Here is a 13,881-nt window from a genome sequence, read left to right on the forward strand (position 1 = left end):
ATATTGCATATCTATTAGTTATTAATAATTTTATTTTTATTATTTAATTATAGTCTCTTAATATTAAATTATAATATTTTTTAGTTTTTAATGTTTAAGAATATCATTAAAGTGAAAACATGAATATACAAAGACCTACAAGACAAAAACTTAAAGAAATAGGGGAAACTACACTTTGTATAGCTATAGGAACCTTAGTTGGAGTGTTTTCACTAGTTTTATTTTATTATTTTAACATAGCTATCTTTGGATTTAATATTGGATTAATTCTTTCTCCATTAATTGCAGGTTATGTTGAAACATATCTTGCAGATAAACTATATGGAAAAACAACTGGAGCAATTAGTGCATTCTTACTATTCATTTTAACTGTTCTTTATGGATTTATATATATTAACACTGGTTTAGGGTTAAATCTTATTACTATTGGAAGTGCAGCAATTATATTACAGGCAGCTTTTCCAATACTTGTTAATTATTTCTTAGTAGTTGTGATTCTTGGTGTTTTGGCCCATATATTTGGTATTTTTAAATCCATTGCAGACCATATACGATTTTTTTTAAGAAAAATGTGGTTTAAAATTCTCAATAAAGAATATATAGAAGAAACTGGAAAAATGGATTATGATAAAGATATGGATAAAGTTAATATAAACGATTTAGGAATACTATTTTTAAGTACAACTTCTACACCAGATCATAATATAAAAGAATTTAAAGGGATTTTTGAAGGTAAAATCCTTATAAAAAACCAAAAATCATTGCTAAGTAAAGATAAATCAAATGAAGAAGAGATTCTAATAAAAAATCTCAGAAAAGCAAGACAACAAGCACTTATAAATCTAGCAAATCAAGGTAAAAGCAAAGGTTGTGATGCAATTCTTGATTTAACCATTGAATTTGATACATTAGGTGGTCTTAAAGAAGATAATATCCATATTGTTGTTCGTGGCACTGGTGTTAAATTAATCTAACTAATTAAAATTAGTTTTAAAACCTATATCCTATTAAAATTTTCTAAAATTAAATAAAATTAACTAAAATTAACTAAAATTAATCCTATTTTGCATTTAAATTCCTAATAAATAAGATATTGGGTCTAATCCTAACATTTTAATTCCCATATATATCATAATAATGCCAAAAATTTGTTTTAGTCTTTTTTCTGGGATTTTATATACTAATTTTGCTCCTATATATGCTGCAGGAATTGAAAAAATAGCTATAATTCCTAGATTAACTAAACTAATATAACCTAAAGAAAATGGAAATGAATTTATTCCCCATCCAGTTAAAATATAAGAAGCAGCCCCACCAATTGCAGTTAAAGAAATGAAAATCGAAGAAATTCCAATAGCTTCCTTCATTGAAAAACCTAATAAAAATACTAAAATTGGAATCAAAAAGATTCCTCCACCAATTCCAAGAAGCCCTGATGAAAATCCCACTAAAATACCAAAAAAAGCCCCAATATAAAGAGATAATTTTATTTTTTTAAATCCAAAGAACCCATTCTTATTATTCCTCTCAAATAACATAGTTATAGCTATTAAAATTAAAAATATCCCTAATATGTTACTTAATATATTATAAGGAAGATATGAAGAAGTAATTCCCCCTAATATCCCACCAATTATTCCAAAAATACCCAGAGTAACTCCTGGTTTTAATATATTCTCTAATCTATGTTGATGAGTATAAGCTCCTGATAATGACGTAGGTATAATAATAGCTAAACTTGTTCCAAGAGATATTCTCAATGCTAAATCAGAATCAACACCAATTGAAGTTAAAAGAAAATATTGTAGAGGAACCATTAAAAATCCTCCACCTAATCCCAATAATCCTGATGAAATCCCTGCAAATACTCCTATAAATATTAAAAAGATAATATATTCTATTGAAAAGATAAAAACACCTGAAACTATATCAATTAATGAAAAGTAAAGTAATTTTAGAATTTTGAATGATAAATCATTATTTCATAATATATTATTTCATAATTTTTCATTTTATATCTAATTCTATATATAATTCAATATTTCTTAATTTATATATTTATTTAGAAATATTTTAGATTAATAATAATTATTATATCTTTAAAATATATTAATTAAATCATTAATTTATTGATTATTCAGTAGTAAAATAAAATAATTAAATTAATAATTAATTAATAATCAAATGAAATAAATAGATTGATAAATAGATTGATAATTAGATAAATAGTTAAATAAATAGTTAAATAATTAATGAAATTAAATAATAATATAAAAAGATCTATAATAAAAACATCTAAATCAATAATAAGCTATAATAAATCTTTATTGAATGACAACAAAATATATATAACTTTTAAATTACATACATTAAATTAGTATAAAAAGTTATATGATATTATATGATAAAATAAATAAATTACATTCAAAAAATCAAGATCAACATGAAAATAGATAGATATACAGGAGTAGGAATATTATTCATACTTTTAGCAATAGTAATATTTTTTACTGATGTATTGAATCCATTTATAAGACCATTTACATACTTATTTTTAATGGGATCTTCAAAAGGAAAAGATATTCTATTTTTCACTATATTTGGGATTTTTTTAATCTTAAGTCAATTATTTGAATATAATACAGATTTTAAAAATAATAGATTTGTTAAAAAATTAATGTCTCATAAATTCTCATCCATATTTAAGTTAAAGAATAATACATATATCAAAATTTCATTAACTATATTTTTAGCTACAGCTATTTTTGGACTAATTTTAGAAATAATAATGAGATATCAAATGGGAATTTCACCATTAACAACATTTATTGCTATGAACAATGGCAGTATAGCCAGTACAAGTATAATACATTCCCATATATATAAATCAGTTATTGGAGGCATAATAGATTCTATTTTTTCAATTATAACAATTGGAATTCCTGCAGGAGTCAATACTGGAGATGCTTTGTTAAAATATGTTCCAAATATAGCCAATATAATTATAGTTATTTTGCCTATATTATTTTTAACACAACTAGGTTCTATGAAAAATCGTTTTGGACCTAGTAGAATCTTTTTAATATTTACATCTACTTGTGGACTAATTGGAATATTTGATGGTGGTTTATTTGGTGTTCCTTGTGCTGCTGGAATATATGGAATGTTATTAGTTTATTTTGATGAAACTGGTTTTGATTATTATTTTGCTAAATTATTTAGAAACAAAAGTATTTTAAATAAAACTAAAGGAAAAATGGATATTATTAAAAAATACAAAATACTCTCATATAAAACATTCAAAAGATTTATTCCTCATTTATTTGTTATATTATTAATAATACTTAGATTATCCGTTTCATTATTAGGAACAAATACAGAATATTATGAAGTAGAAATAATGAATCCAACAGCTACATTAGAAGATATAAAAAATAGTTTAAATAGCTATTCTATATTGTCTATACAAGAAAATAAGGAGAATAATGGAAATAATATAAATAATATTATAATTCATATTTCTCCAGAATATAATGAAGATGAACTATTGAATAGCCTAATTAAATCACTTAAGAATAAATGTAGTGGATATTCGATGACTTGGAATGCATATAGCTATTTTAACTCGAATACAACAAATTTAACAAATTCAACAAATACGATAAATTTAGCAAATAATTAAAAGACCAAAACGAAAAATAAAAATAATTAATGATTAGTATGAATATTAAATTTAAATAAAATATTACTTAATATATTACATAATTATTACCCAATATATTATTTAAATATTATTTAATATAATATATGAATATTATATAATTTTATAATTATTATAATTTAAGAAAATTGTGAAGATTACTAAATAAATTTGATGATTAAATGAAGCTCAGTATTATTATTCCAACATATAATGAAGAAGAATATTTACCCATTCTACTCAAAAGTATTAAATCTCAAAAATTTAAGGACTATGAGATAATAGTAGCTGATGCTAACTCTTGTGATAATACTTTGAAAATAGCTGAAAGTTATGGTTGTAATATAGTAGAAGGAGGCCTGCCCGGCATTGGGAGAAACAATGGGGCGAAGGTAGCTAAAGGAGAAATATTGTTATTTTTAGATTCAGATTTGGAACTTACTGAAGATTATCTTGAAAATACAATAGATGAATTTGATAGAGATAATTTAGACATTGGAATCACCCAAATAAATCCCTTATCTGAAAAAACACGAGATAAAATTCTCCATGACTTGGCAAATTGGTTTATGATAGCTTTTGAAAAAATTAAACCCCATGGAGCAGGTTGTTATGGAATAATTGCTAGAAAAGAGCTTCATGAAAAATATCATGGATTTGATGAAAGACTTACTTTTGGAGAAGATACTGATTATATTGAAAGATTAGCTAAAAATAACAAATTTAAAGTTCTTAGAAATCCCATTATAAATGTTTCTACTAGAAGATTGGAAGAAGAAGGATTAGGTAAACTTTTAAGACAATATGGGAAAAGTACTCTCAATGATTTTAGGGGAATTAGAACCAATGCAGATGAATTAGAATATGGTTTTGAACATGGTGCTAAAGATTCATTAGAAAAAGAAGATTTACTTGCAAAAATAAAAAAAATATCAGAAAACCATTCCATAGTTAATGAGAGTATTAATGTTAATAATGAGAATAATGAAAAAAATCAAACCAATACATCTGAATGGGAAACTCTTAAGTTAGAAAATTCTCTTGAAAAATCAAAAAATCTACCAACAATAGTGAAAAATGATAAAAAAACAATATTCTATTCAATTTGTGGAGAAGGTATGGGTCATGCTGTTAGAAGTGCTGTTATTTTAGAAGAATTAACAAAAGAAAAAAATAAAGATAAGTATGAGATATACATATTTTCAAGCGACAGAGCTTATGAATATTTGAAAGATAAATTTGATAATGTATTTGAGATTGGTGGATTTAATACTGTCTATGAAAATAATGCTGTTAAAAATAAAAGGACACTTTTAAATGCTATTAAAGCAACACCTAATAATTTAAAAGAGAATTATGGAATCTTATATAAAAAAGCAAGAGAACATAAGCCAAATATAATAATATCTGATTTTGAGAATTATTCAAATGTTCTAAGTAAAATTATTAATGTTCCACTTATAAGTCTCGATAATATTCATATGATAACTCAAACAATGATTGATTATCCTCCTAAACATAGACAAGATATGTTAGCTGCAAAAGGCGTTATAAGATCATATATTCTAAGGCCAAAAAGATATATCCTTACTAGTTTCTTTTTCCCAGAGATAAAAAATCAGGAAAAAGCAATAATTTATCCTCCAGTTATAAGAGATAAAATAAGAAATCTTAAAACTAGTTATCAGGACTATATTTTAGTCTATCAAACAAGTTCATCAAACACTCAACTAATAAAAACATTGAAAAAGTCTGATGAAAAATTCATCATTTATGGATTCAATAAAGAAGGAAAAGACGGAAATTTAACCTTTAGAAAATTCAATGAAGACAAAATATATAATGATATGAGTAATGCAAAAGCTGTTATAACAAACGGAGGATTTACCTTAATTACAGAAGCTATATATCTAAAAAAACCTATTTATACAATTCCTGCAAAAGGAAACTTTGAACAATTGTTAAATGGTTTTTATATAGATAAGTTAGGTTATGGTGAGATGCATGAAAAAATTAATATTACAACCCTTAAGTTATTCTTAGATAAACTTTCTAAGTATCAAGATAACTTAAAGAATGTTAAAAATAATGATAATAAAAAAATTATTCAAGAATTAGAAAAATCAATAGAAATTTATTCTAAAGAATATTAATATTATATACTATTTTTATAAATTAACTAATATTAATGAAAATAAAATAGAATAGAATAAAATAATAAAAGGAATGAAAATAAAATAAAAATAAAAATAAACAATAGTTATAATATATTAATATTTAATAAAATATTACTAAAGTAGTATTAATTAAAAATTAACTAAAATTAATTGAAATAATAAAAATTAAAAATTAAAGAGTTACACCCATTTCAAGCTGTTCTGTAAGCTCTTTGTATCTATTTCTTATAGTAACTTCAGTAACACCTGCAATATCTGCAACATCTCTTTGGGTTTTTCTCTCACCGAGAAGAACAGATGCAATATATAATGCAGCTGCAGCTACTCCAGTTGGACCTCTACCAGATGTGAGTCCTTTTTCCATAGCTTTTTCAATAATTTCAATAGCTCTTGATTGAACTTCTCCTGAAAGCCCAAGTTCACTTGCAAATCTTGGAACATAATCAACAGGTGATGTAGGAGGCAATTTAATATTAAGTTCTCGAGTTAAAAATCTGTAAGTTCTTCCAACTTCCTTTTTACTTACTCTTGAAACTTCAGCTATCTCATCTAAAGTACGAGGAACATTACATCTTCTACATGCAGCATAAAGTGAAGCAGCTACGACACCTTCAATACTACGGCCCCTAATAAGTTTATTTTCAACAGCACTTCTGTATACAACAGAAGCAGCTTCTCTAACACTTCTTGGAAGGCCAAGTCTTGAAGAATCTCTGTCAAGTTCACTTAAAGCAAATGCAAGATTACGTTCTGTAGCACCAGAAATTCTAATTTTTCTTTGCCATTTCCTTAACCTATACCACTGAGCACGATTTCTTGCAGGAATATCTCTACCATAGATATCTTTATTTCTCCAATCAATCATTGTACTTAAACCTTTATCATGTATAGTATAAGTAATTGGAGCACCTACCCTAGTACGCTTATCTCTTTGTTCGTGATCAAATGCTCTCCATTCAGGACCCATATCCACAAGATTTTCATCAATAACTAGACCACAGCTAGCACAAACAACTTCTGCTCGTTCATAGTCTCCAATTAAATTTTCTGATCCACATTCTGGACATTTATTCTGTTTTTCTGTATCTGAAACATCATTTTGCATTCTTTTCTTTGCAGAAATATTTTCAATCGGTTTTCCTTTTTCAGAAAACTTAGTTTTCATTTCTTCTTTCGTGTTAATCTCCCCATGTAATTGGTTATTAAAAAATTTTATTGAATCATTAGTCTTAAAAATTTGGAAAATTAATTTTTTATTAATTTTTTATTAATTTTTTATTAATTTAATCGATTAATAAATAATAAATAAACAAATCAAAAACAATTAATTGCTTATATTAATCCTCTAAGAACAACTGCCTTTAATTAAATTAAATTATAACAATTTATAATATTAACAATTTATAACTATTTTAATTAATAAAAATAATCAATTTAAGACCTATTATTCTTTCTATTTTTGTTATTTCTTTTAAATTTACCTTTTTTCTTATTTTTAGGATTGTTTGAAACATACAAATCTTCACCAGACTTTTTTTCAAAATTTTCAGCCCCTATAGACTTAAAAATTCCTATTGAAATATATGGTTCTTTAGTAGGACCAAAAACATCCACAACTTTACCTATTTTCTTTTTATCCTTATTAAAAACAAAAGCACCCGAAGGAGGAGATTGAGAAGATCTAGCTATTAGTCTTCCAGAATGAGATAAATGTGAAATATTTCCTAAAAACTTCATAAAATCAAATTTTAAAAATTAAAACTTATTATTCAACAATACATATAATATCTCTATTCTATTATATAAACTTTACGATAGTATTATATATAATTAGTAATACTTATTTAAATAAATTGCTATTTAATTTAAATCAAAACTTTAGAAACCTACAAACAATCTAATAAAGAAAATTATAAAGAATCTAAAAAGAATATTATAAATAATCTAATAAATATTATATTTAGTCTTATAAATAAAATTATAAAATATTATATCCTCTATTAAATTTAATAAAAATATTAATAAAATTTATAAAATATTATTTTTAAATAAAAATTGTATAATATTATATAATTATATAATATTATAAAATATTAAAATATTATAAAAAATAAAATATCATAAAATTAATAAATTAATTACATTCTAGCTTTATCATAAACATTTTTTAAAGTTTCCATATCAACATTAGTATAAATCTGAGTAGTTGAAAGGTTAGAATGTCCCAATAACTGTTGGATAACCCTAATGTCAACTCCATTTTTAAGTAAATGTGTAGCAAAAGAATGTCTTAAAATATGAGGAGTAACCCGTTTTTTGATTCCAGCTTCTTTTGCGTGATCTTTTATCATTATCTGAATATAACGCGTAGTTAAAGGATTATTTCTCCGATTTGTAAATAAATAATCATCATTAGAATCTATTAAACTTATATATTCCTCAATCAGTTCTTTTGTATGATTATCAAAAAGAACTATTCTATCCTTATCTCCTTTACCCCTTATTCGAATAGTACGTTCCTTAAGATCAATATCTTTGATAACTAAAGAAACAAGTTCCGAAACTCGAATTCCAGAAGAGTATAATAATGTTAAAATAAGCTTATTTCTAAGTCTTGTTTTTATTTTATATATATTATTATATTCAAGTGATTCCTTTAAATCATAATCAAAAGCATTGATTAATTTTTCTACTTCTAATTCATTTAAAGACTTTGGAAGAGATTTTGTCCGTTTAGGAGTATGAATTTCATCTAAAAAATATAGATTATGGAATTCTAAGAATTTTTTTGAAGCAACTGTAACAAGATATATATAATTTTGAGAAGCTAATTTGTCCCTCTTTAAATGTTGAATATATATTTTAAAACTTCTTAAAAATTTTTTTTCGTCATATAAATCATTAACAGAATCTAAATATTCATATAAATTTTTGATTACAGATTTATATGTTTTTATAGTATTTCTAGAATAATTTCTAATTTCTAGTTCGATTAAATATTCTTCCATCATTTCTTCAAAATCAAAAACTTCTAAAATAGTTTTTATATCCCCATTTTCATCATAAGCAGGCAAACCATTATTTGGAGGATCAAACCACTTTTTAGATATCTTAATCTGATTAATTTCAGAATATTCTGTCATTTTATTCACTTATTTAAATATTTATAGAAAAACATCTTTGATTAAAAATTAAAATATAACCAAAATGCCCATTAATTCGAAATTATTATATATATTAGAAAAACAATGAAAAACAATTACTTTTATTATATTTGTTTTAACTAGTTAATATATTTTATTTAAATACCTAATTCCGAAAAATAAAAGTTTTTATATTTTATATAATTTACTTAAATTGTCCCAAATGCTTATAAAACCATTTTTTAGTTAATTCCGCAAACAATATATATAAGACAACAATACTTAATAAAACTGGGTAAAATATTAATGGTAATGGCCTAAATCCTAATACTGATGCAAAAGGAAGAAAAGGCAATATCATTATAAATAAAGCTACAGCAATAGAAGCAATAGCTAAATATTTACTAGGTTTACTTTTTAAAAATGACCTTTGAGTACGTATTACCAATACAATCAACGTAGCTGATACTACAGATTCCATAAACCAACCTGTCTGAAATTCAACTTCAGATGCCTTGAAAAGTAACAAAAGTATAGCAAAAGTAACATAATCAAAAATCGAACTTAGAACTCCAAAAGTTATCATGAATCTTTTTATAAAACTTAAATTCCAACCATGAGGACTATTTATCCATTCTTCATCAACATTATCCGAAGGAATCGTCATAGAAGGCATATCAGTCATTAAGTTTGTAAGTAATACTTGTTTTGGTAATAATGGAAGAAATGGTAAAAACATAGACGCTCCAGCCATACTAAACATATTTCCAAAATTAGCACTAGTAGCCATAAATATATATTTCTGAGTATTAGCAAAGGTTCTCCTTCCTTCTTTTACACCTTCAATAAGAACTTCTAAATTTTTATTCAATAAAACAATATCTGCCGATTCTTTAGCTACATCTACTGCAGTATTAACTGACAAACCAACATCCGCTGCATGAATAGCTGATATATCATTAATACCATCACCCATATAACCAACAACCTTCCCAGACTTTTTTAAAGCTAGTATTATTCTTTCTTTTTGATTAGGTTCTATTTCAGCGAAAACATCAATTTTAGATACATTATGAGCAAAAGCAACATCACCCATCTTATGGATCTGATCCCCAGTAAGAACTTCTGCATCTCCCATACCAACTTGTTTAGCCATATTTTTAGCTATCAAAGCATTATCTCCAGTAATAACTTTAAGATCTATTTTAAGATCTTCAATATCCCGTATTGTTTCAATTATGCCTTCTTTCGGAGGATCAAAAAGAGAAATAAAACCTGCAAATATCATTCCTGACTCATCATCCCTAGTAACAACAGAAACATTCTCAAAATCTTTATAAGAAACAGCCAATGTTCTATATCCTTGGGAACTTAAATCTTCATAAATTTTTTTTATTTTATCAATTTTTGTAGATATGGGAAAAATATTTCCCTCATTATCAATAACATCACTACAAATTTTTAATATTTCCAAAACCGCTCCTTTTGTAACCAAACGAGTGTTTTTGTCATTTTTATTACTATCTTTAGGCTTTACTAAAAGACTAAGTCGTTTTCTAATAAAATCGTAAGGAATCTCATCAACACGATCATATTCTTTAAATCCTTCAAGTTCTATAGAGCTAATTGCTTGATCAATTGGATTTATAAAACCTTGTTGTAATGTTGAATTAATTTTAGCTAACTCCATTACTTTTTTACTTTCATTACCTAAATAATCTATTGTATTATTTACTTTTACCTTTCCTTCAGTTAAGGTTCCAGTTTTATCAGAACACATGACAGTCATATTTCCAAAATTCTCAATAGAATTAAGGCGCTTCACAATTACATCTTTACTAGCCATGTTTTTTGCACCTTTAGAAAGATTGACACTGATGATAGCTGGAAGTAATTGTGGAGTTAAGCCAACAGCTATAGCAAGTGTGAAAAGTAAAGAATCGAAAAGAGGTTTACCCAAAATAGCATTAACACCAAAGAGGAATATTACCATAACCACAGTAACTTCCATAAGTAGATTACCGAATTTTTTAACACCAATCTCAAAATCAGTTAATGGTACTTTAGATTTTAAATTTTTACTAATATGACCAAATTCCGTATTTTCTCCAGTTAGCATGATTAAAATTTTAGCTGTTCCACTAATAACATGAGACCCCATAAAAACAGAGTTTTTTCTTTTATTAATAGAAGTATCTTTGTTTAAAACACAAGTTTTTTTCTCAACAGGGAATGTTTCCCCAGTAAAAGCAGCTTCATCAACAAATAGCTCGTCTTCTTCAATAATTAAACTATCCGCAGGAATAATATCTCCAGCACTTAGAAAAACAACATCTCCAGGAACTATATTTTCAACAAAGACTGTTTCTTCTTTTCCATCCCTAAGTACAGTAGATTTAACTTGTATTAAATTCAATAGCTCATTTACTGCATCGCCTGCTGTTTTTTCTTGCCAAAAACCTAAAATTGTGGAAAATAAAATTATAATAAGAATAATAATAGCGTTTGTTGAATCTTGTAAAAAAAATGAAAGTATAGCTGCAAACAATAAAATTAGTGTGATTGGATTTTTAAATTGTGTTAAAAATAATATAACCTTAGATTGTGTTTTTTTACCAGTTTCAAGAGTATTGAGACCAAATTCATCAATTCTATTCAATGCTTCCTCTGAACTTAACCCTGAAAGTGAAGAATTAACTTCATCTAAAGCAGTATTAACTTCCAATGACCAAAAAGGATAAGTTATTTTAGAATCAGACATTTTGAATCCCTTGAACTATATATCCATAATAAGCTAAAAATTTACTTATTTACTAGTAATTATTAATTAATTATTAAGTAATTACTAAATTATTAAAAATAATTTTCATTTTAATATTTGGTATTCATAGTATATTAATCCTCTGAGTAACTTCAAAGATTATTAATTTTAGAATTATAAATAATTAGAAAGTCATATCCCAGAAAAAAGACATAGAAACATAAATAGTAAATTAATAGTAAATGAAATAAATAATGTTATAATTACTAAAAAATCTGAAACATATATCTATTAAAACAATATCGTTTTTGAAAAATCTCCCTAAAATTGTATAATAACTACCTAATCAAAAATTTACTTCGTTATATTTAAGTTAAACGAAGTAAATCATTATTTTTCTAATAAAATTAATATAATATCAGTTTACAGTTCATAACAAAATATTCTAATAGCTATAAAATTTATTAAATATTTAATATTTTTCATATAATTTATTTTTTTATAAAGAAAATACTCCCCTATTTTTCTAAATCATGATATTTTTTCTTAAATTTACTTCGTTTAACTTAAATTAAACGAAGTAAGAAAAACACATAATTAAATCATATTAAATAATGAAAACAATAATCAATAGCTGAAATCCAATATTTAACATAATAACAATTTAGTAATGTTTTTTTTACTAATAAATTGTATTAACAAACTAATATATAAATATTACGATTTTGTAACAAATATTTTCCAATTAAAAATATAAAAATGTAATAAAAAACCAACACAATTATATAAAAAACACAAAAACAAAAAATACAATATAAAAAAAATTATGAGTAAAGCTCAAAAAATAAATAAAATAAAAAAATAATAAAATTAGAATATTAGCTAATAGATATTAACTAATAGTTATAATTCTAAGTTTTTCAGGCCTTTTAACAATTTCACTTGCTTTGAAAGCCACTAAATTTTTGATTCCTTTAGAAGCAGAAACATCTACCAATCTTTGACTTACTACACCATCAAAAATGACAGCATATGCATCTTTATTTGCATTTTTAAGTTCATCATATAGATTTTCAACTTTAACTTCATTTAAAGTATTTAATGCATCATCTAAAATCTCAGCACTTCCAGAACCTTCTAAATCTTTGAGTACATTTCTCATTAAAGTTACTTTATCCTCAACTTTTGGTGGTTGAACTTTAGGTTTTGAATTTGCAAAATATTGTTCTATAGGAACTTTATCACGAAGTGCTATCATGACTTCGTCTTTTTCAAGTTCTTCAACTTCTTTACCTTTTGGAGCCCTTGTTATATAATCTACATCTCCAACTTGCATAAGTTCTTTCAATATTAGTTCTCCACCACGATCCCCATCAAAAAAAGCTGTAACAGTTTTATTTTTTGTAAGATCAGCAACAGTGTGAGGAACATTTACTCCTTCAACAGCTACAGTATTTTTAATACCATATTTCAATAGATTAAGAACATCAGACCTTCCTTCTACTACTATAATAGCATCAGAAGTGTGAATACTAGGTCCTGCAGGAAGTTTTTCATCTCCATATTCAGATATTTCATGAATTCTCATGGCTTCCTTAACTTCTTCAATCATTTTCATGCTTTCAGGAGTTACTTTCTCCATCATGCCTTTATAAATTTCTTTTGCACGGTTAACAACTTGTTCTCGTTTAACAGCTCGAACGTCTTCAACCTTAATGGTTTTAATATGAGCTTCACAAGGTCCAACCCTATTAATTGTTTCAAGAGATGCTGCGAGAATGGCAGTCTCAATCCTATCTAAACTTGAAGGAATTACGATTTCTCCTTTAGCTCTTCCTCCATTAGAGTGAATTATTACCTTGATTCTTCCAATTCTTCCAGTTTTTTGGAGTTCTCTTAAATCCAAATCATTACTTAAAAGGCCTTCGGTTTGACCAAAAACAGCTCCAACAACATCGGGCTTTTCAACGATTCCATTTGCATTAATCTGTGCGTGAATAAGATATTTTGTTGTAGTTAATTCTTCAATTCCTTTTCCCATGTTAAGCCTCCATTAAATAGATACTTAATGTACTTGCAGGGATAATTTAATTATCTATG

General features: G+C 25.3%; 9 protein-coding genes. 3 read left to right on the forward strand and 6 right to left on the reverse strand.

The genetic code is table 11. The features are described from left to right. Positions 1-119 precede the first annotated feature (119 nt). Positions 120-974 carry a heavy metal-binding domain-containing protein gene (locus tag KQY27_RS02095; protein ID WP_224424921.1) on the forward strand — a complete coding sequence of 285 codons (855 nt, stop codon included), beginning with the start codon at positions 120-122 and terminating at the stop codon, positions 972-974. Positions 975-1,070: 96 nt separating this feature from the next. Here KQY27_RS02095 and KQY27_RS02100 read toward each other — a convergent pair whose 3' ends face one another. Beyond that, complete coding sequence (locus KQY27_RS02100; RefSeq protein ID WP_342765734.1) at positions 1,071-1,961, reverse strand: sulfite exporter TauE/SafE family protein; 891 nt, start codon at positions 1,959-1,961, stop codon at positions 1,071-1,073. Positions 1,962-2,443: 482 nt separating this feature from the next. Between KQY27_RS02100 and KQY27_RS02105 the strand changes: the two genes are divergently transcribed. Both KQY27_RS02105 and KQY27_RS02110 read left to right on the forward strand, forming a co-directional pair. Beyond that, a complete protein-coding gene (locus KQY27_RS02105; protein WP_224424922.1) occupies positions 2,444-3,682 on the forward strand; it encodes a hypothetical protein in 1,239 nt (412 codons plus the stop codon). A gap of 200 nt (positions 3,683-3,882) precedes the next feature. After that, positions 3,883-5,853: an MJ1255/VC2487 family glycosyltransferase gene (locus KQY27_RS02110; protein ID WP_224424923.1), complete on the forward strand. Its 1,971-nt coding sequence runs from the start codon at positions 3,883-3,885 to the stop codon at positions 5,851-5,853. 196 nt (positions 5,854-6,049) lie between these two features. Here the strand turns inward: KQY27_RS02110 and KQY27_RS02115 are convergent, their stop codons facing one another. From KQY27_RS02115 to dnaG, 5 genes are all read right to left on the reverse strand, one after another. Next, the gene (locus KQY27_RS02115; RefSeq protein ID WP_042703385.1) at positions 6,050-6,982 is read right to left on the reverse strand and encodes a transcription initiation factor IIB; all 933 of its coding nucleotides are present in this window, start codon (positions 6,980-6,982) and stop codon (positions 6,050-6,052) included. 329 nt (positions 6,983-7,311) lie between these two features. Then, entirely contained in the window at positions 7,312-7,614 is a 303-nt protein-coding gene (locus KQY27_RS02120) for a Gar1/Naf1 family protein (RefSeq protein ID WP_224424924.1), read from the reverse strand. Positions 7,615-8,015: 401 nt separating this feature from the next. Further along, complete coding sequence (xerA, locus tag KQY27_RS02125; protein ID WP_224424942.1) at positions 8,016-8,888, reverse strand: site-specific tyrosine recombinase/integron integrase; 873 nt, start codon at positions 8,886-8,888, stop codon at positions 8,016-8,018. Between the two features lie 337 nt (positions 8,889-9,225). Continuing rightward, on the reverse strand, positions 9,226-11,781 hold the full coding sequence (mgtA, locus tag KQY27_RS02130) for a magnesium-translocating P-type ATPase (RefSeq protein ID WP_224424925.1): 2,556 nt from the start codon (positions 11,779-11,781) through the stop codon (positions 9,226-9,228). Positions 11,782-12,673: 892 nt separating this feature from the next. Continuing rightward, positions 12,674-13,822, reverse strand: coding sequence for a DNA primase DnaG (dnaG, locus tag KQY27_RS02135; protein ID WP_224424926.1), 1,149 nt, complete (start codon positions 13,820-13,822; stop codon positions 12,674-12,676). Positions 13,823-13,881 lie beyond the last annotated feature (59 nt).

It is taken from the genome of Methanobrevibacter sp. TMH8, assembly GCF_020148105.1.
Taxonomy (GTDB): domain Archaea; phylum Methanobacteriota; class Methanobacteria; order Methanobacteriales; family Methanobacteriaceae; genus Methanobinarius.

Bases quoted from the DNA above. Each gene is read 5' to 3' on its own strand.
- KQY27_RS02095 (WP_224424921.1), top strand. From the start codon at position 120: ATGAATATACAAAGACCTACAAGACAAAAACTTAAAGAAATAGGGGAA.
- KQY27_RS02105 (WP_224424922.1), top strand. From the start codon at position 2,444: ATGAAAATAGATAGATATACAGGAGTAGGAATATTATTCATACTTTTA.
- KQY27_RS02110 (WP_224424923.1), top strand. From the start codon at position 3,883: ATGAAGCTCAGTATTATTATTCCAACATATAATGAAGAAGAATATTTA.
- KQY27_RS02115 (WP_042703385.1), bottom strand. From the start codon at position 6,982: ATGCAAAATGATGTTTCAGATACAGAAAAACAGAATAAATGTCCAGAA.
- KQY27_RS02120 (WP_224424924.1), bottom strand. From the start codon at position 7,614: ATGAAGTTTTTAGGAAATATTTCACATTTATCTCATTCTGGAAGACTA.
- xerA (WP_224424942.1), bottom strand. From the start codon at position 8,888: ATGATGGAAGAATATTTAATCGAACTAGAAATTAGAAATTATTCTAGA.
- mgtA (WP_224424925.1), bottom strand. From the start codon at position 11,781: ATGTCTGATTCTAAAATAACTTATCCTTTTTGGTCATTGGAAGTTAAT.
- dnaG (WP_224424926.1), bottom strand. From the start codon at position 13,822: ATGGGAAAAGGAATTGAAGAATTAACTACAACAAAATATCTTATTCAC.